Genomic DNA, 17,700 nt, shown 5'->3' with positions numbered 1-17,700 from the left:
ACCTCAACGGCGCCGCCTGCTCGGGCGGTGGCCCGACGGGTGGCGTCTGCGCCGCCTGGCCGCGTCCCCTCGTTCACGGACGGCGACCAGCGCTGCCTCCGCCGGCTCGGGCAGCGGTTCGGGCGGCGGTTCGGACGCCGGCCGGGCGAGCGGCTGCGGCGCCGACCGGTGCACGAGCCACTGCTGCCCGAGGGTCCAGGTGCTGTTGGTGAGCAAGTACAGCAGGATCGCGATGGGGAACGGGAAGAGGACGCCGCTCACCAGCACGCCTGCCGGGAAGATCCACGGCGTCCAGCGCATGATCGACGCGGCGGGCCCGTCGGCGGGCTGCTGGCGCACCGAATGCCGGGCCGAGAAGTGCGTCGCGACGGCCGCGAGCAGCGTCAGCGGCACCACGACGAGGGCCACCTCCCAGCGGTCGACGTGCGCCCCGAACGCGTCGAGAAGCCCCTGCGGCATGGTCAGGTAGGACGAGAGCGGCACGCCGAACAGGTGCGCCTCCAGGAACGAGCGCACGTCGTCGGGCGTGAAGGCGTAGTTGGCGATGGTGCCGTTCTGCGCCAGCGTGAGGCCGCGGCGGTTGAAGCTGGTGAGCACGTGCAGGAGGCCGAGGAAGACCGGCAGCTGCACCAGCGCGGGGAGGCAGCCGCCGAGTGCGCTCACGCCGTGCGCGCTCTGCAGGGCGCGCGTCTCCTCCAGTAGCCGCTTCGGGTCGTCGGCGTGACGTTTGCGCAGCTCGGCAACCTGCGGGGCGATCGCCTGCATGGCGCGACCGGATCGGAGCTGGGCGAGGAACGGGCGGATCAGCAGGGCGCGCAGGGTCAGCACGAGGAACACGACCGAGAGCGCCCACGCGGCACCGCTCGCCGGGCCGAGCAGGAGGCCGAACAGCTGGTGCCAGCACCACATGACACCAGAGACGGCGAAGTAGACGGGGTCCACTAAGGAAGACATGACAACGCTCCAGGGCGACCGGGACGGGACTCGTCGACCGGCGGCGCTGGAAGGGCCCCCTACCTCGGGGCAGGGTGCTAGGGCGCCGCCGGGAGGAGCACCGACGGCGCACGGGATCGCGTGCGGCCGGGGGCGTCCGGGTCGCGCAGGCGCGGGACCGCGCGGCGGGCGAGCGCGCGGTGATGGTCGCGCGCGGCCACGACAGGCCCGTAGGCCCCGGCGACCGGAAGCACGACGGTGGCGGCGCGGGCCAGGGCGAACGCGCAGAGCAGCACCCCGAGCGCCCCGACGAGCAGCGGCGACGGCTGGGACATCAGCGCGGCCGTCGAGATCGCTGACAGCGCGGCGACGACGACGAGCCCCCGGATCATGGCGGCGCGGCCGCCGACCGGGGTGGGCAGCAGCGGGCCGTGCGCCCGCGCCGCGATCCCCGTCACGCACTCACCGTACCGGGATAACGCTGGCGGGCGGCGCGGCGAAGAGGGCAGGGTGCTCGGAGTGCTGACCGTCCCGTCGAGCGTGGTGCCCGAGCTGCGCCCCTGGTTCGCCCCGGAACGGCCCGGGCCGCTGATCTTCGAGCACGTGGCCCGCACCGGGCACGGGCGCTGCCGGGTGGACCGCTGGCCGGACCCACAGGTCGTGAGCGCTGAGCTGCCGTCCAACTACGCGATGCGCGGCGACCCAGCGCACCTCACCACGCGCGACCTCGCAGGCGTCGCCGGGTTCGTCGAGGCCCCCGCAGGCTGGCTGCCCGCCCTGCGCAGCGCAGACCCGCAGACCGGGGTGTGGCAGCGGGTGGTGGCCGCGCTCCCGGCGGGGGCCACGGTCCCGCCGCCGCGGGCTGACGTCCGTCTGCTCACCCCGGCCGACGCGCCCACGATGGCCGGGCTGAGCCGCGACTCCGCGTGGATCCACGAGACGTGGGGCGGCCCGGCCGGCCTGCTGGCAGCGAGGGTGGCCCGCGCCGTCGTCGTCGACGGGCTGGTCGCCGCGCTCGCGGTGCCGTTCTACGTCGGCGCCGAGCACGAGGACGTCGGGGTGGTCACCGAACCGGAGCACCGCGGGCGCGGGCTCTCGACGACGTGCGCGGCGGCGGCGGTCGCGGACATCAGGGCGCGCGGCCGCATCCCGACCTGGTCCACATCGCCGGACAACACGGGGAGCCTCGCCGTGGCCGCGCGGCTGGGCTTCAAGCACGTCCGCGACGACGTGCTCTACGCCGTCCGCACGCCCATCCCGCACTAGCGACCAAAGGATTGCTAACGACCGTCGGGGAAGAGCAGCCCGCGCTGGTAGCCCGCCGCCACGGCCGACGCGCGGTCGCGCACCTCGAGCTTGGCGTAGATGTGCAGCAGATGGGTCTTCACCGTGGCCTCGCTGATGAAGAGCTTCTGCGCGGTCTCGCGGTTGGTCGACCCGGCCGCGACGAGCCGCAGCACCTCCAGCTCGCGGCCGCTCAACGTGTCCTGAGCCGGGGCCCGCACTTGGCCCATGAGCCGCCCGGCCACGGTGGGCGAGAGCACCGCTTCACCCCGGTGCGCCGCCCGGACCGCCCGCAGCAGTTCATCGCGCGGGGTGTCCTTCAGCAGGTAGCCCGTGGCGCCGGCCTCGATGGCGGGCAGCACGTCGCGGTCGGTGTCGAACGTGGTCAGCACGAGCACCCGGACAGAGGGCGCCCTGCGGCGCAGCTCGCCGATCGCCTCGACGCCGCCCATAGTGGGCATCCGCAGGTCCATCAGTACGACGTCGACGGGCTCCGCCGCCACCCGCGCGAGCGCCTCGGCGCCGTGCCCGGCCTCGCCCACGACCGTCATGTCGGGCTCGCCGTCGATCACGCCGCGCAGCCCGTCGCGGACGACGGGGTGGTCGTCGACGATCAGCACCCGGATGGAACTCATGACCTGACCTCCGCCGGGATCGCCGGCACGCTTGCACTCAGCGCCGTGCCATCACCCGGCGCGCTCTCGACGTCGAGCGTGCCCGACACCCGCCGCATCCGCTGCTCCATCGCTGCCAGCCCGAAGCCGGAGCCGCCGCTGGGCCGGGGGGCGCCGGCGGGCACGAAGCCGCGCCCGTCGTCGCGCACGTCGAGCACGACCACATCGTCCATGTAGGACAGCGTGAGCCCGACGCGCGTGGCGCGCGCGTGCTTGCCGACGTTGGCGAGAGCCTCCTGCGCCACGCGGAACAACGTGACCTCCAGCTCGGGCAGCAGCGGCCGCGCGTCGCCGGTCGTGTCGAGGATCAGCACGACGCCCGCGGACTCGGCCCACTTCTTCGCCATGTCGGCGATCGCGTCCGGGAGCTGCGCGGCTGCGAGCCGGCCGGGCGCGAGCGCTTCGACCGAGCGCCGGGCCTCCGTGAGGCTCTCCCTGGCCAACGCGGCGGCGGTGTCCATGTGCCGGCGGCGGACATCCGGGTCGGCGTCGCCCGACCCGGCCGCCTCCAGCTGCGTGATGATCCCGGTCAGGCCCTGGGCGATGGTGTCGTGGATCTCCCGCGCCAGCCGCGCCCGCTCGTCGAGCACGCCGGCCTCCCGAGCCTGGGCGAGGAGTTGGACGTGCAGCCCGGCGTTATCCTCCAGGGTCTCCGAGAGCCGCCGGTTGGCCTCGTTCAGCTCGACGATGATCTCGCGACGCCGCTGCGACAGCTGCGACGTCAGCAGCCCGAAGTAGGTGAACCCGCCCGCGAAGGCCGCGTTGACGACCGTGAGGGCGATCAGGCCCGCGACGTAGGTGGGGGTGAACTCGTTGCCGGCGAGACTGCCGCCGAGCTGGGAGTACGCCACGATCACCGCGGTGCCCGCGATGCCCACCCAGCGCCAGCGGCCGCGGAGGAAGGCGAAGGAGTGGGTGTACCCGGCGAAGGCCTGGAACCCGTAGAACGGCGACAGGTACGTGAGCAGCGCCGAGAGCGCCAGCAGCCCGGCGAAGTACACCCCGCCCCAGCGCGGGCTCGTCTCCGCCCGGCAGCCGGTGTTCTGGCTGGTGAACCCGTACGACCAGGCCGCGGTGGCCAACACCAGCAACCCCGTGACCAGCCAGTACGACAGCGTCGCCGGGATCACGAGTGGGGTGAGGACCGTGCCGATGACGAGCCCGAAGTAGGGGACGAACCGGTTGACGACGGAGTCGAACTTGCGCCCGCGCTCGTCCAGCGCGTCGCTGTCGCCGTCCACGAGCACCGGTCCGCCGACCGCGCCCGCCCCCCTCGGCTCCGTCACCCCCACCTCATTTCACTCCCACCGGAAGAACCTAGCGGCCGTGCCCGTCGCCACCACCGCGATCAACGCCATCACGGCGAGCTGCACCGGATCGGCACCGTCGCCCGTCCAAGCGCCCTGGAAGGCCCCGATGCCCGGGGGGACGAAGTCGCCGATCCGCACGATGACGTCCGGCAGGAGGAACTTGGGCAGATACACCCCGGCGAAGAACTGCGTCACCATGAAGACGACCGTGCCGATGCCGGTGGCCACCTTGGCCCGGGGCGCCACGGCCGCGATCAGCAGGCCGATCGCGAACACCGCGCCCGTGCCGCAGAGGAAGGCGAGCGCGAAGCCGAGCGGGTGCCGCGGCGCAGTCACCCCGAAGACGCCGACGGCCACCGCGACCATCAGCACCGTGCCGAGCGCGACCGTGACGAGGTTGAGCAGCAGTTGCACGACGAGCACCGCGAACGGGCTCACCGGCGTGGCCGACATCCGTCGCAGGATGCCCTTCTCCCGGTAGGTGGCGAGGCCGGTGGGCAGGTTCTGCACGCCGAGCACGGCGATGCTGATGGCGAGCAGCGACGGCGCGAAGTACTCGGTGAACCGCAGGCCGCCGAAGACCTCGGCCGGCTCCCGCAGCGCGGGCACGGCGCCGAGACCAGCGAGCACCGCTGCGGGCAGGAGGATGCCCAACAGCGTGGTGACCGGGTCGCGCAGGAACAGCCGGGTCTCGGCCTTCGCCAGCGCGAGCAGTGGGCGCGCCCGGCTCATCCGCTGCCGGTGGGCCGGGGCGGCGACGAGCTCGGTCATGGTTGCGGTCCTCAGATCTCGGCCGCGTGGCCGGTCAGGGCGACGAAGGCGTCGTCAAGGGTGGCCTGGTCCAGGCGCAAGTCGATGGCCACCACCTGGTGGCGGGCCAGCTCCGTGGTGACGACATGCAGCAGCTCCCCGCTGCCCGTCACCTCGACCGTCCGGCCGGTGCGGCGCACGGACGACACCTCCGGCAGGGCCGTCAGCACGGCGTCGTCGAACGGGGCGGACGGGCGGAAGCGCAGCCGCTGCGCGCCGGGGAGGCTCGCGACCAGGCCCGCCGGGGTGTCGAGCGCCACAACGTGGCCTGCGTCGATGACAGCGATTCGGTCGCAGAGCCGCTCGGCCTCCTCCATGAAATGGGTGACCAGCACGACGGTCACGCCGCTGTCGCGGATCTGCTCGATGGCCGCCCACGTGTCGCGGCGGGCCTGTGGGTCGAGCCCGGTGGTCAGCTCGTCGAGGATCGCGACGCGGGGGTTGCCCACGAGCGCCAGTACGATCGACAGCCGCTGCTTCTGCCCGCCCGAGAGCGCCGCGAACGCCGTCTTCCGCTTGGGGCCGAGGCCCCACCGCTCGATCAGCTCGCCGGCGTCGGCCGGGTCCGGGTAGAAGGACGCGAACAGCTCGACGGCCTCACCGACCCTCATCTTCTCCGGTAGCTCGCTGGCCTGCAGCTGGATGCCGAGCACGCGGCGCAGCTCGACCCGGTCACGCAGCGGGTGGAGCCCGAGCACAGAGATCGAACCGCCGTCCGGGGAGCGCAACCCCTCGATGCACTCCACGGTCGTGGTCTTCCCCGCGCCGTTGGGGCCGAGGATGCCGAAGATCTCGCCCTGCTCGACGGCGAACGAGACGTCGTGAACCGCGACGTGGTCGCGGTAGCGCTTGTGCAACTCGTGCACCTCGATGACGGGCATGGCCCAAGGGTGCTGCGGAGCGGGCGACGAAGAATCGACCGACGCGAGAGACCGATCGGGCGGTGGGGTGGAGCCGAGATCAACCAATCGGTGGAGATGCGGCGTCGGCGGTAGCGTCGGGGCCGTGCCTGAGGGCGACACCGTCCACCTCACCGGCAAGCGGCTGCGGGCCGCGCTCGCCGGGCAGGTGCTGGTGCGCGGCGAGCTGCGCCACCCCCGGCTCGTCGAGCACGACCTGGCCGGGCGCACCGTGCTCGACGTCGTGTCCGTCGGGAAACACCTGTTCACCCGCTTCGACGACGCCCGCAGCCTGCACAGCCACCTGCGGATGGACGGGTCATGGCACCTCTACCGGCCGGGCATGCACTGGCAGCGGCCGGCGCACCAGGCCAGAGCAGTGCTGGAGACGGCCGAGCGCACGGCGGTCGGATTCGCGCTGCACGACCTCGAACTGCTGCCCACGGCCGAGGAGCACCGCCTGGTCGGGCATCTCGGCCCGGATCTTCTCGACCCTGCCTGGGACGAGACGCACGCGGCCGAGGCACTGCGCCGGTTCACCGATCGCGGGGCGTCGGAGCTGGGGCTCGTGCTGTTGGAGCAGCGGGTGATGGCGGGCGTCGGGAACCTCTACCGGGCCGAGGTGTGCTTCCTGCGCGGGCTCTCCCCGTGGACGCTCGTGCGCGACGTCCCGGACCCCGCAGCCGTCATCGCGCTCGCCAGGGAACTGCTGCTGCGCAACGCCGACCGGCCCCAGCAGTCGACCACGGGCGAGCTGGGGCGGGGCCGGGAGCACTGGGTGTACGCCCGCGGCGGGCGCCGCTGCCGCCGCTGCGGCACCCGCATCCGCTCGGCGGAGCAGGGTGACGGGGTCTACGCCCGGTTCGTCTACTGGTGCCCTGGATGCCAGCCGGGCCCGGCCCCGGTCGTACCGGCAGGCGGGAAACGGAACGGCGCGCCCGCCCGGTAGTCCGGGACGAACGCGCCGTTCGGCTGTGCCGTTGTGAATGTGCTCGAGGATCAGGCGGTGCCGGGCTGCTGCTGCGGGCTGCTGTTGAGCTGCTGGGTGGGCGCGGCGGCCTTGTCGCCGCTCGTGACCTCGCCCGCCACGGGCGCGCCCTGCAGCGACGCGCGGATCTGCTCGAGGCGGCTCGCCCCGGCCATGTCCACGGTGGACTGCTGGACCTCCAGCATGCGGCCCTGCACGGAGTTCTGCGCGAGCTCGGCCGAGCCGATGGCGTTGGCGTAGCGCCGCTCGATCTTGTCGCGGACCTCCTCCAGCGAGGGGGTGTTGCCGGGCGACGCCAGCTCGGTCATCTGCCGGAGCGAGGCGGCGGCCTGCTCCTGCATCTTCGCCTGCTCCAGCTGGCTGAGCAGCTTCGTGCGCTCGGCGATCTTCTGCTGCAGCATCATCGAGTTGCGCTCGACGGCCTGCTTCGCCTGGCCCGCGGCCTGGATCGACTGGTCGTGCAGCGTCTTGAGGTCCTCGACCGACTGCTCCGCCGTGACGAGCTGGGTGGCGAAAGCCTGGGCCGCCTGCTCGCGCTGCCCCGCGGTGGTCTCGTCGCCCGCCGCCCTGGCCTGGTCGGCCAGCACGAGCGCCTGCCGCGCGGACGCCTGCAGCTTCTCGATCTCACCGAGCTGCCGGTTGAGCTTCATCTCCAGCTGCCGCTGGTTACCGATGACAGCGGCGGCCTGCTGGGACAGGGCCTGGTGCTGCCGTTGGGCCTCCTCGATGGCCTGCTGGATCTGCACCTTGGGGTCTGCGTACTCGTCAACCTTGGACGAGAACAGCGCCATCAGGTATCTCCAGGCCTTCGTGAAACCGTTGGCCATCTGCTCCGCCCCTCCGAGTGCGACGCCGCTCGCCGCTGCGTGTCAGTTGTGCTGCTTGTCCGTTGTACCGCGCCGCCCGGGCTGCGTTGCGGGTGCACCCCATCGTGGCACCGGATCGGCCCGGCTTCCAGCGATCGCCGACGATATCGGGGATCATCCGGAGGTCGCCGTCGGGGCGACCCCGAACTCCAGGCTACCGCCCCCACCAGCGCCCGGTGGATTCCCGTGAGACGCGGGAGTCCGGTGCAGAACACGAGCGGCGCCCGCCGGGTGGGCGCGCGCCGCAGGTGGGACGGGTGACGGCGTCAGGCGGCGGCGCAGACCGGGCCGACGGGCTTCAGCGCCACGGGCTGCGGGGCGGCGGCAGGCTGCGGGGCGTGCGCCGGCAGCGGCGATGGAATGGGCGACACGGGCGCGACGGGGCTGACCGGGCTACTGACGGGCAGCGGCGCGGGTGCCTCCTCGGATCCGGCGAACCGCAGCTCCATGTGCCGCAGCCCGACGGGACGGCGCAGCCGCGCGGTCTCGACGGCCGTCACCTGGGCGGCCTCGGCGGCGATGGCCTCCGCGGCCTCCGCGAGCAGGTCGCTCAGAGCGATCTCGAGCGCCTCACAGATGGCCGCGAGCAGCTCACTGGAGGGCTCCTTGCGGCCGCGCTCCACCTCGGACAGGTACCCGAGGCTCACGCGGGCACGCCGCGACACCTCGCGCAGTGTCCGCCTGCGGGACGTACGGGCCCGCCGCAGGCTGCCGCCGATCGCCTCGCGCATCAGCACCGCCATACGAGCCTCCTCGTCGTCGCACCGGCCACACGGGAACGCTGCCGGTGAGATCACCGTACCGACAACGGGCGGGTGGCGTCGCCGGGCGACGCGGCCGGTCGCGTCCGCCCAGGGCGAACACGAGCCCCAGCACGGGATCGTCAGGGGTGTCGGACGCGGGCGCCTACGTCGAGGCGCGCAGCCGCGCCGCTCGCAGCACGTAGTCCACCCCGGTGACCACGGTGAGGCCCACGGCCACCAGGAGCACCGTCCAGCGCAGCAAGTCGATCGCGGCGGACGCCCCGAGCAGCTCGGTGAGCGGCAGCAGGAAGAGCCCGATCGCGATGGCCTGCACGAGCGTCTTCGCCTTGCCTCCGCGGCTCGCGGGGATGATCCCGTGGCGCAGCACCGAGAACCGCAGGACGGTCACGCCGACCTCCCGGCCCATGATCACCACGGTGACCCACCAGGGCACGATGCTCAGCATCGAGAGGCCGACCAGTGCCGAACCGGTGAGGGCCTTGTCCGCGATCGGGTCGGCGATCGTGCCGAACGCCGTGACGAGCCCGCGGCTGCGCGCCAGCTCGCCGTCGAAGCGGTCGGTGATGGCCGCGAGTGTGAAGACGCCCGTGGCGGCGAGCCGCCAGCCCGTGCTGGCGCCGTCCTCCGCGAGCAGCGTCACGAGGAACACCGGGACGAGCAGGAGCCGGACCCCGGTGAGGGCGTTGGCGATGTTCAGCAACGGCGGCGGCGTCGCCTGCGCAGAGCTCACCCCGACACCCGGGCGGCCCCGGCCCGCGCGAGATCCCCGGTCGCGATCTGGCTGCGCGGCAGCGGCTCACGCGCCGAGACCAGGAGGTCGGCGCCCTCGGTACCCACGACGACCGCCCGCACCATGTCACCCACCTCCAGACCGGACCCGCGCTCGAACACGCACTCGCCGTCGACCTCGGGCGCCTGGTGGGCGGCCCGGCCGGTGCATTCGAAGTCCTCGTCCTCGGCCGCCTCGACCAGGACCTCCACCTCGGTGCCGACGCGGTCCTCGGCGCGCTGCGCCATCAGCTCGTCCACCAGCGCGGAGATGCGCGCCACCCGCGCCGCGACCTCTTCGGCCGGCAGCTTGCCGTCGTAGCCCTCGGCCTCGGTGCCGTCCTCGTCGGAGTAGCCGAAGACGCCGACGGCGTCGAGCCGGGCGCCGGTGAGGAACGCCTCCAGCTCCACGAGGTCGGCCTCCGTCTCGCCCGGGAACCCGACGATGACGTTGCTGCGGATGCCCGCCTCCGGGGCGTGCGTGCGGATCTGGGCACAGAGCGCGAGGAAGTCCTCCCGGGAGCCGAAGCGGCGCATCCGGCGCAGCACCGCGGGGCTCGCGTGCTGGAACGACAGGTCGAAGTAGGGCGCGACGCCGGGCGTGGTGGCGATGACCTGCACCAGGTCGGGGCGCATCTCCGCGGGCTGCAGGTAGGACAGCCGCACGCGGTCGATCCCCGGCACGTTCGCCAGCCGCGGCAGCAGCCGGACCAGCGCCCGCGTGCCCCCTGGCAGGTCCTTGCCGTACGACGTGGAGTTCTCGCTGACGAGCATCAGCTCGCGCACACCCTGCATGCCGAGCCACGCGGCCTCGGCCACGACATCGTCAGGGGCGCGTGAGACGAACGCGCCGCGGAAGGACGGGATGGCGCAGAAGGCACACCGGCGGTCGCAGCCGGAGGCGAGCTTCAGCGGCGCGACGGGCCCGTCGGACAGGCGCGTGCGGCCCGGGCCCGAGATCGACAGCCCGGTGACCCAGGCGTGGCCGGGAACGGCGACGTCGGCGGCCGCGGCGGGCCGCTCGACCGGGGTGAGCGGGAGCAGGGTGCGGCGGTCGACCGGGGCGTGCGGCGCGGGGGCGTGCCCGCCGATCACGTCGGCGAGGCGCTCGGCGAGATCCGGGTAGGCGTCGAAGCCGAGCACGGCGTCGGCTTCGGGAAGGCTCTCGGCCAGCTCGGCGCCGTAGCGCTCGGCGAGGCACCCGACCGCGACGACCTTGGCCCCGGTGCCCTGCGCGGCATCGGACGCCGCGAGCAGCGTGTCGATCGAGTCCTTCTTGGCCTGCTCGACGAAGCCACAGGTGTTGACGACGATGACGTCCGCCGGTGCGTCGCCGTCGGCGTCCACCAGTTCCCAGCCGCTGCCGGCGAGCCGGCCGGCCAGCTCCTCGGAGTCGACCTCGTTGCGGGCGCACCCGAGGGTGACGAGGGCGGCACGCCGCGGAGCTTCAGCGGTGCGGGCGTCGTCGCGGCGTGGCTCTGGCACGGAGCCCAGGGTATCCGGCACCGGTGATCGGGCCGCAGACTAGCCTGTTCTGTCGTGGCAACGGTGGCCGTGCGGCGGGCCCGGACCGCCGACGTCAGGACGATCAGGCAGCTCGTGGACGAGTACGCGGGCCGCGTGCTGCTCGCCAAGGAGACCGTCACCCTCTACGAGTCGGTGCAGGAGTTCCTGGTCGCCGAGCTGGACGGTGAGGTCGTCGGCTGCGGCGCGCTGCACGTGCTGTGGGAGGACCTCGGCGAGATCCGCACGGTTGCGGTGCACCCGCGGGTCCGCGGCCGGGGGGCCGGCCACGCGATCGTGGCGGCGCTGCTCGAGGGGGCTCGTGGGCTCGGGCTCAAGCGGATCTTCGTGCTGACGTTCGAGAAGCAGTTCTTCGCGGGGCACGGGTTCGCCGAGATCGACGGCACGCCGGTGGAGCCGGACGTGTTCGCGGCGATGCTGCGCTCCTACGACGCCGGTGTAGCGGAGTTCCTCGACCTGGCGCACGTCAAGCCCAACACCCTCGGCAACGTGCGGATGCTCCTGCACCTTTAGTGGCGTAACCTGCGGCGATGCCCGGATTCCAGATGTGGGAGCGGGATCCGGCTCCCGCCCTCCGCGCGTACGTCAGCGCATACGCGGGCTACCGGCAGGAGGCCGCTCCGCCGTCCACGCACCAGGGTGCGGCCTCGGCCCACCTGACGTTCCTGCTGTGCCTCGACGGGCGGGTGGAGCTGCTCGCCAACGCCGACCGGAGCAAACCGCCGGGCGCCTTCGTCGCGATGGTGGGCGGGCTGCACGACGGGCCCGCGGAGATCGCGCAGGGCGACCCGCAGACGGGCGTGCAGCTGCGGCTCACGTGGCGCGGGGCCCGCGCGCTGCTGGGTCTGCCGGCCGGCCGGCTCGCGGGCGACACGGTGGACCTTGCGGCGCTGCTCGGGAGACGTGCCGGCACGCTGCTGGACCGGCTCGCCTGCGCGTCCGGCTGGCCGGAGCGCTTCGCGCTGCTCGACGACGAGCTGATGCGGTTGGCGGCGGCCGGGCGTGGTGAGCGGGGGGTGCGGCCGGAGGTCGGCTACGCGTGGGACCGGCTGGCGGAGACCGGCGGCAACCTCCGGATCGAGGTGCTGGCCGCCGAGGTCGGCTGGAGCAGGCGCCACCTGGCCGAGGTGTTCCGCGCGGAGACGGGGCTCGCTCCGAAGGCGGCGGCCCGCGTGATCCGCTTCGAACGGGCCCGCGACCGGCTGCTGGAGCCCGGCCGCCCGCCGCTGGCGGCCGTGGCCGCGGACGCCGGGTACGTGGACCAGGCCCACCTCTCCCGCGACTTCCGCGACCTCGCCGGGCTCACCGCAACCGCGTGGCTGGCCGAACGCACGCCCTGACCTGACCTGACCTGGCCTGACCGGCACAGGGTCAGCCCTGGCTCCAGTCGATCTTGCCGCCGGGCAGCGTGGCCTGCACGTCGAGCTGGATCTCGATCGTCGAGCCCACGACCGGGACGCCGTTGGCGAGCATGTACTGCCAGTTGACCGTGAAGTGCTCACGGTGCAGCTCCGTCGTGGCGACGCAGCCGGCCCGGACGCCGTACCACTCCTGCATGCCGAGGTAGGTGGTGTCGAGCTGGACGTCGGCCGTCATGCCGTGCAGCGTCAGCTCCCCGTCGATCAGCCACTTGTTGCCGCCGGCGCGAGTGAAGCGGTGGCTCGTGAAATGCAGCTTCGGGTACCGCTCGACGTCGAGGAAGTCCGGCGAGCGCAGGTGCTCGTCGCGCTTCGGGGCGTTGGTGTAGATGCTCGCGGCCTCGATGAGGACCTCGGCGTGGGAATCCTCGAAGCGCTCGGCGATGCGGATCTGCCCGGAGAACTCGAGGAACTGGCCGTACACCCGGGACAGCGCGAGGTGACGGGCGACGAACCGGATCGCCGAGTGCGAGGGGTCGATCGTCCACACCCCGGGCACAGGTGTGGTGAGCGTCTCGTCGGGGGCCATCGTGAGCCGGCCGAGCGCGAGGTGCGTGCCCCAGTCGACCTCCACACGCTGGATCACGGACTCGTAGCCGCCTGCCTCGACGTGCACCCGGTAGTTCCCGGGCACCAGCGCGGCGACGAACATGCCGTAGGCGTCGGTCTCGGTGTGCGCGGCGCGCTTGCTGGAGCGGTCGAAGATCGAGATCTCGGCACCGGCCAGCGGCTTACCCGCCTCGTCCCGCACCTCACCGCTGACCATTCCGCCGGTCAGCGGGATCGGGACCACCGCATGCCTGCCACTGCTGTCCTGCCGCCGCTGCCGTCGGCGGCGTTTGCTCCAGAGCATCCGCTGGAACCCTTCCACGTCGTCATACCTGATTGAGCTGCCGGCAGACGGGACCGCATCGGGGATGAGCGGGGAGCGCGGTCGGTCTGTGCCGCCGCCAGCCGACTCACCCTACCGGGTGACAAGATCACTCAAGGTAGTCAGAAGTTATGCGTGCGGTGAGCGCACACCCCCGCTCGACCGACGGCATTCACTCGTTCGGGTGGCTCAGTCCTCGTCGTCCGACGGCCCGCCGCCGCGGATCAGCCACAGGACGCTCTCCAGCTCGTCGGGCTTGATCAGCACGTCGCGTGCCTTCGACCCCTCCGACGGCCCGACGATGCCGCGGGACTCCAACAGGTCCATCAACCGCCCGGCCTTCGCGAAACCGACCCGGAGCTTGCGCTGCAACATCGACGTGGACCCGAACTGCGAGGTGACGATCAGCTCGGCCGCCTGCAGTAGCACGTCGAGGTCATCGCCGATGTCGGGGTCGATCTCCTTGGCCTCACCGGCCTTCTGCACGGTGACGCCCTCGGTGTAGGTGGGCTCGGCCTGGTCCTTGGTGAACGCGACGACGGACGCGATCTCCTCGTCGCCCACGAAGGCGCCCTGCATGCGGACCGGCTTGCCCGCCCCCATGGGCAGGTAGAGCCCGTCGCCCATGCCGATCAGCTTCTCGGCCCCGGGCTGGTCGAGGATGACGCGCGAGTCCGTGAGCGACGACGTCGCGAACGCGAGCCGCGACGGCACGTTCGTCTTGATCAGCCCGGTGACCACGTCGACCGAGGGGCGCTGCGTGGCGAGCACCAGGTGGATGCCGGCGGCGCGGGCCTTCTGCGTGATCCGCACCACCGCGTCCTCGACGTCGCGCGGCGCGGTCATCATGAGGTCGGCAAGCTCGTCGACGATGCAGAGGATGTACGGGTAGGGCCGGTACTCGCGCTCGCTGCCCAGCGGCGCCGTGATCTCGCCGGAGCGCACCTTCCGGTTGAAGTCGTCGACGTGACGCACCCGGTTGGCCTGCATGTCCTGGTAGCGCTGCTCCATCTCCTCCACGAGCCAGGCCAGCGCGGACGCCGCCTTCTTCGGCTGGGTGATGATGGGTGTGATGAGGTGCGGGATGCCCTCGTAGGGCGTCAGCTCGACCATCTTGGGGTCGATGAGGATCATCCGCACCTCGTCGGGCGTGGCCCGGCTGAGCAGGGACACCAGCATCGAGTTGACGAAACTCGACTTCCCGGAGCCCGTGGAGCCTGCCACCAGCAGGTGCGGCATCTTCGCCAGGTTCGCCACGAGGAAGTGGCCCTCGATGTCCTTGCCCAGCCCGATCACCAGCGGGTGCTGCTCAGCACGCGCGTTGCCCGAGCGCAGGACGTCGCCGAGGCGCACCATCTCGCGGTCGGTGTTGGGCACCTCGATGCCCACGGCCGACTTGCCCGGGATCGGCGCGAGGATCCGGACGTTGTCGGTGGCGACGGCGTAGGAGATGTTCTTGCTGAGCTGGGTGATCTTCTCGACCTTGACGGCCGGGCCGAGCTCGATCTCGTAGCGGGTGACGGTCGGGCCGCGAGTGAACCCGGTGACCTGCGCGTCGACGGAGAACTGGTCGAGCACCGCGGTGATCGACTCGATCATGGCGTCGTTGGCGCGGCTGCGGGTCTTGGGCGCAGGCCCCGTGGGCAGCAGATCGCTCGGCGGGAGCTTGTAGGGCTCCTCGCCCTCGGCCGATGGCTGCACTGTGAGGCGCAGCTGCTCCCCCACCGCACCCTCGGGCTCGGCCTCGGCGGGCGGCGTGGCCGGGACGCTGGCCGGGGGGCGCTTCGCGCGCGACGGCGCGGCGGCGGCCGCCGGGTCCGCGCGGTCGGCGGGGTCTGCGGGGTCGGCGCCGTCCGACATCTCGTCGAGACCGTCGCGGTAGACGTCGGCCGTGCGCGAGGCCTGCCGCCGGCGCGAGGGACGCCTCAGCGCGACGGGCGGCGTGCCCGTGACAGGGTCGGCGGCGGGCGCGTCCGGGAGGGGCTCGTCGACGGTCTGGCCGAGCAGCCTGCGGACGCGGCGCGGCACCTCCCGGACGGGTGTGCCGGTAAGCACGAGGAACGCGTACCCGGACAGCAGCACGAGCACGGGCACAGCGACCCACGAAGTGAGGCCGGTGGCGAGCGGAGTTGCGGCGAGGTAGCCCAGCGCTCCCCCGCCGTGCGACCAGAGCGCCGGGTCGTCCGGCCGCCCGGCGAAGATGTGGACCAGCCCGAGCACGCCGAGTGCGAGCAGTAGCGAGCCGACAGCCACCCGCGGGCGCGACTCCGGGTGCGCCTGCGTGCCCATGAGCACGACCCCGACGGCGACCAGCAGCACCGGCAGCACGACGGCCCCGATCCCGACGACCGCGCCGACGGCGGCGGAGGACCAGTGCCCGACCGGCCCGCCTGCGCCCCACCAGATCCCGGCGGCGGCCACCACGCCGAGCACGAGCAGCACCACCCCGAGCCCGTCGCGGCGGTGCTCGGGGTCGAGCTCGCGGGTGCGCCCGACGGCGCGGCCCACGGCCCGGCCGAGCTTCGCGATGCCCCGGCCGACGCCGTCGATGCCGCGGTCGACCAGGTCGGGACCGCGTTTGGGCGCGGGCCTGCGGGCCGCGGGTTTCCTGGTGGAGCCGGACGAGCGGCGCGCGCCGGACCGCGACGCGCCCGCCCGCTGGCTCGCCCCCCGGCCGCCCGAGCCCCGGCCCGTTCCGCTCGTCGTCCCGGTCCGCCCCGCCATGGCGCCTACGGTAGCCGGGACGGGTGATCGACTCGGGTATCGACTCGCCCCCGGCCGACCGGTCCGTGATCACCCGGTCACCCCCGACCCCCTCCGAGGGCACCCCGGCGGTGTCGACCACCACCAGCTGGTATCACCTGGCCGGGGGGACGGCGTGCCCGAGCTGCTCGTGCTCGCCGTGGAGGTGCGGCCGGTCGGCACCGCTCAGGGCGAGGCGCGGAACACCAGACCGGGCTCCTCGTAACGGGCCTCAGGCACGGCGTACAGCGCCTCGATCGCCGTCGCCCTCGCGGGGAACTCAGCGATCATGAAAGCCACCTCCTCCGCCGACGGGCTGATGCTGGCGGCGGCGAGCAGGGCGGGGACGAGCTGGGCGGGGACGAGCTGGGCGGGATCGGCTTCCACAGCGGGTTCCTCTCTCAGGCAGTCGACAAAGCGAACTGGACAGGCGGTCAGGCGGCGGCCGTCTGGGCCACCAGGGGCGGCACCCGCAGGTGCCAGTCGGTGCGCAGCTGGTAGGCGTGCCCGGCGGCGAGCACGGCGGCCTCCTCGAACGGGCGGCCCGCGATCTGCAGCCCGAGCGGCAGGCCGCTGCGCGTGAAGCCCATGGGCACCGACATCGCCGGGTTGCCCAGCGCGTTCCAGTACGGGGTGTGCAGGGCGTCGATGATCGACTCGAAGGAGAGCTTCTCCAGGTGCGGGGCGCCGCAGCCGCTGGTTGGGGTGATGATCAGGTCGACGTCGGCGAACACGCCTGCGATGGCGCGCTGGCCCACGCGGCGCACGCGCTGGCTCTGCACGTAGTCGCCGCTCGGGACGAGTGCCCCGCCGACCACGGCCATCCGGGTGCCGGCGCCGTAGTCGTTCCACCGCGACTGCAGGTCGGGCCGGTGGTAGGCATAGGCCTCCGCGGCCATCCCGATCATCGTCGCGGTGGTCAGCTCCGCGTAGAGGGGCAGCTCGACGGGCACCACGGTGGCGCCTGCCGCCGTCAGCTCCGCCACGGCGGCGTCGAGCACCTCGGCGAGCTCGGGCACGGTGAAGGAGGAGCGCTCCATCAGCGGGTCCACCCCGATCCGGACGCCCTCCAGCGAGCCCGTGAGCCCCGACGTGTAGTCCCCGACCGGCATGTCCACCGACGTCGCGTCCCGCGGGTCGTGCCCGGCCAGAACCTGCAGCATCAGGGCGCAGTCCTGCGCGCTGCGGGCCATCGGGCCGATGTGGTCGTAGCTGTAGCCGAGCGGGACGCAGCCGTACTTGGGCACGCGCCCGAACGTCTGCTTGAGCCCGGTGATGCCGCAGTTGGTGGCCGGGTAGCGAATGCTCCCGCCGGTGTCGGTGCCCAGCCCGCCGAGGAACATGCCTGCCGCCACGCCGCCGCCGGTGCCGGAGCTGGACCCGCCAGTCCAGTGCTCGGTGTGCCAGGGGTTGCGCGGGATCGGGAAGGGCTTCTCGGGGTCGGGCGTGCCGATGGCGTACTCCATCGTCGTGGTCTTGCCCGTGATCACCGCACCCGCCGCGCGCAGCCGGGCCACGACGGGCGCGTCGCCCATCTCCCCCCAGGAGCGGTCGAGCACGAGGCTCTGCGCGGTCGTCACGCCCTCGTCGGTGGCGATGATGTCCTTGACCCCGATCGGGATCCCGTGCAGTGGCCCGTGGTCGACGCCTGCGGCGAGCTCGGCGTCGGCCTGCGCGGCCCTGGCCAGCGCTGTCTCGTCGAAACGCGCCAGGTAGACGCCCAGCTCCTCGTCGTGGGCGTCGGCGACTGCGTAGGTGGCCTCGGTGAGCGCGACGGAGGTGGTCTCCCCCGCGCGCAGCGCCGCGGCGGCCTCAGCGATCGTAAGGTGCATCTGCTCTCCCTGGATGT

The 17,700-nt window shown here is 73.0% G+C and carries 18 protein-coding genes; 4 read left to right on the top strand and 14 right to left on the bottom strand.

Annotated features, from left to right (window positions below; all coding sequences use genetic code 11):
* Positions 1-3: 3 nt before the first annotated feature.
* Both yidC and ABD143_RS25375 read right to left on the bottom strand, forming a co-directional pair.
* The gene (gene yidC, locus ABD143_RS25380) at positions 4-954 is read right to left on the bottom strand and encodes a membrane protein insertase YidC (RefSeq protein WP_343983346.1); all 951 of its coding nucleotides are present in this window, start codon (positions 952-954) and stop codon (positions 4-6) included.
* 77 nt (positions 955-1,031) lie between these two features.
* Positions 1,032-1,391, bottom strand: a complete 360-nt coding sequence (locus ABD143_RS25375) for a DUF6412 domain-containing protein (protein WP_343983342.1) — start codon at positions 1,389-1,391, stop codon at positions 1,032-1,034.
* 52 nt (positions 1,392-1,443) lie between these two features.
* Between ABD143_RS25375 and ABD143_RS25370 the strand changes: the two genes are divergently transcribed.
* A complete protein-coding gene (locus ABD143_RS25370; RefSeq protein ID WP_343983339.1) occupies positions 1,444-2,199 on the top strand; it encodes a GNAT family N-acetyltransferase in 756 nt (251 codons plus the stop codon).
* Between the two features lie 14 nt (positions 2,200-2,213).
* Here ABD143_RS25370 and ABD143_RS25365 read toward each other — a convergent pair whose 3' ends face one another.
* From ABD143_RS25365 to ABD143_RS25350, 4 genes are read right to left on the bottom strand one after another with little or no spacing between them, the layout of a single operon-like run.
* Positions 2,214-2,852: a response regulator transcription factor gene (locus ABD143_RS25365; RefSeq protein ID WP_343983336.1), complete on the bottom strand. Its 639-nt coding sequence runs from the start codon at positions 2,850-2,852 to the stop codon at positions 2,214-2,216.
* Positions 2,849-4,177 carry a sensor histidine kinase gene (locus ABD143_RS25360; protein ID WP_343983333.1) on the bottom strand — a complete coding sequence of 443 codons (1,329 nt, stop codon included), beginning with the start codon at positions 4,175-4,177 and terminating at the stop codon, positions 2,849-2,851. Before ABD143_RS25360 ends, ABD143_RS25365 begins: the two co-directional genes overlap by 4 nt.
* A gap of 12 nt (positions 4,178-4,189) precedes the next feature.
* Positions 4,190-4,972: an ABC transporter permease gene (locus ABD143_RS25355; RefSeq protein ID WP_343983330.1), complete on the bottom strand. Its 783-nt coding sequence runs from the start codon at positions 4,970-4,972 to the stop codon at positions 4,190-4,192.
* Positions 4,973-4,983: 11 nt separating this feature from the next.
* Positions 4,984-5,892, bottom strand: coding sequence for an ABC transporter ATP-binding protein (locus ABD143_RS25350; RefSeq protein ID WP_343983327.1), 909 nt, complete (start codon positions 5,890-5,892; stop codon positions 4,984-4,986).
* Between the two features lie 124 nt (positions 5,893-6,016).
* On the opposite strand from ABD143_RS25350, the gene ABD143_RS25345 reads away from it, so the two are divergent.
* Entirely contained in the window at positions 6,017-6,859 is an 843-nt protein-coding gene (locus ABD143_RS25345) for a DNA-formamidopyrimidine glycosylase family protein (protein ID WP_343983324.1), read from the top strand.
* Between the two features lie 50 nt (positions 6,860-6,909).
* Here ABD143_RS25345 and ABD143_RS25340 read toward each other — a convergent pair whose 3' ends face one another.
* The 4 genes from ABD143_RS25340 to rimO all read right to left on the bottom strand — a co-directional run bounded on the left by ABD143_RS25340 (position 6,910) and on the right by rimO (position 10,781).
* Positions 6,910-7,725 (bottom strand): PspA/IM30 family protein, encoded by an 816-nt coding sequence (locus ABD143_RS25340; protein WP_343983320.1) that lies wholly within the window; start codon positions 7,723-7,725, stop codon positions 6,910-6,912.
* Positions 7,726-8,030: 305 nt separating this feature from the next.
* The gene (locus tag ABD143_RS25335; RefSeq protein ID WP_343983317.1) at positions 8,031-8,507 is read right to left on the bottom strand and encodes a helix-turn-helix domain-containing protein; all 477 of its coding nucleotides are present in this window, start codon (positions 8,505-8,507) and stop codon (positions 8,031-8,033) included.
* A 163-nt stretch (positions 8,508-8,670) separates the two neighbouring features.
* Complete coding sequence (pgsA, locus tag ABD143_RS25330; protein WP_343983315.1) at positions 8,671-9,258, bottom strand: CDP-diacylglycerol--glycerol-3-phosphate 3-phosphatidyltransferase; 588 nt, start codon at positions 9,256-9,258, stop codon at positions 8,671-8,673.
* A complete protein-coding gene (rimO, locus tag ABD143_RS25325) occupies positions 9,255-10,781 on the bottom strand; it encodes a 30S ribosomal protein S12 methylthiotransferase RimO (protein WP_343983313.1) in 1,527 nt (508 codons plus the stop codon). The genes pgsA and rimO overlap by 4 nt, the downstream gene beginning before the upstream one ends.
* Before the next feature lie 54 nt (positions 10,782-10,835).
* On the opposite strand from rimO, the gene ABD143_RS25320 reads away from it, so the two are divergent.
* Positions 10,836-11,333: an amino-acid N-acetyltransferase gene (locus ABD143_RS25320; RefSeq protein ID WP_343983310.1), complete on the top strand. Its 498-nt coding sequence runs from the start codon at positions 10,836-10,838 to the stop codon at positions 11,331-11,333.
* Positions 11,334-11,350: 17 nt separating this feature from the next.
* Positions 11,351-12,160: an AraC family transcriptional regulator gene (locus tag ABD143_RS25315; protein WP_343983307.1), complete on the top strand. Its 810-nt coding sequence runs from the start codon at positions 11,351-11,353 to the stop codon at positions 12,158-12,160.
* A gap of 31 nt (positions 12,161-12,191) precedes the next feature.
* On the opposite strand, the gene ABD143_RS25310 is transcribed toward ABD143_RS25315, so the two are convergent.
* From ABD143_RS25310 to ABD143_RS25295, 4 genes are all read right to left on the bottom strand, one after another.
* Entirely contained in the window at positions 12,192-13,109 is a 918-nt protein-coding gene (locus ABD143_RS25310) for a YceI family protein (RefSeq protein WP_343983304.1), read from the bottom strand.
* Positions 13,110-13,298: 189 nt separating this feature from the next.
* Positions 13,299-15,833 carry a DNA translocase FtsK gene (locus ABD143_RS25305; RefSeq protein WP_343983301.1) on the bottom strand — a complete coding sequence of 845 codons (2,535 nt, stop codon included), beginning with the start codon at positions 15,831-15,833 and terminating at the stop codon, positions 13,299-13,301.
* 204 nt (positions 15,834-16,037) lie between these two features.
* Positions 16,038-16,238, bottom strand: a complete 201-nt coding sequence (locus ABD143_RS25300) for a hypothetical protein (RefSeq protein ID WP_343983298.1) — start codon at positions 16,236-16,238, stop codon at positions 16,038-16,040.
* A 47-nt stretch (positions 16,239-16,285) separates the two neighbouring features.
* Positions 16,286-17,683 carry an amidase gene (locus tag ABD143_RS25295; protein WP_343983295.1) on the bottom strand — a complete coding sequence of 466 codons (1,398 nt, stop codon included), beginning with the start codon at positions 17,681-17,683 and terminating at the stop codon, positions 16,286-16,288.
* Positions 17,684-17,700 lie beyond the last annotated feature (17 nt).

Origin of the sequence: Pseudonocardia aurantiaca, assembly GCF_039526725.1 — a bacterium.
Taxonomy (GTDB): domain Bacteria; phylum Actinomycetota; class Actinomycetes; order Mycobacteriales; family Pseudonocardiaceae; genus Pseudonocardia; species Pseudonocardia aurantiaca.
This window is presented reverse-complemented; position numbering and strand designations above follow the sequence as displayed.

Bases quoted from the DNA above. Each gene is read 5' to 3' on its own strand.
- ABD143_RS25305 (WP_343983301.1), bottom strand. From the start codon at position 15,833: ATGGCGGGGCGGACCGGGACGACGAGCGGAACGGGCCGGGGCTCGGGC.
- ABD143_RS25350 (WP_343983327.1), bottom strand. From the start codon at position 5,892: ATGCCCGTCATCGAGGTGCACGAGTTGCACAAGCGCTACCGCGACCAC.
- ABD143_RS25365 (WP_343983336.1), bottom strand. From the start codon at position 2,852: ATGAGTTCCATCCGGGTGCTGATCGTCGACGACCACCCCGTCGTCCGC.
- ABD143_RS25295 (WP_343983295.1), bottom strand. From the start codon at position 17,683: ATGCACCTTACGATCGCTGAGGCCGCCGCGGCGCTGCGCGCGGGGGAG.
- ABD143_RS25355 (WP_343983330.1), bottom strand. From the start codon at position 4,972: ATGACCGAGCTCGTCGCCGCCCCGGCCCACCGGCAGCGGATGAGCCGG.
- yidC (WP_343983346.1), bottom strand. From the start codon at position 954: ATGTCTTCCTTAGTGGACCCCGTCTACTTCGCCGTCTCTGGTGTCATG.
- ABD143_RS25340 (WP_343983320.1), bottom strand. From the start codon at position 7,725: ATGGCCAACGGTTTCACGAAGGCCTGGAGATACCTGATGGCGCTGTTC.
- ABD143_RS25315 (WP_343983307.1), top strand. From the start codon at position 11,351: ATGCCCGGATTCCAGATGTGGGAGCGGGATCCGGCTCCCGCCCTCCGC.
- ABD143_RS25335 (WP_343983317.1), bottom strand. From the start codon at position 8,507: ATGGCGGTGCTGATGCGCGAGGCGATCGGCGGCAGCCTGCGGCGGGCC.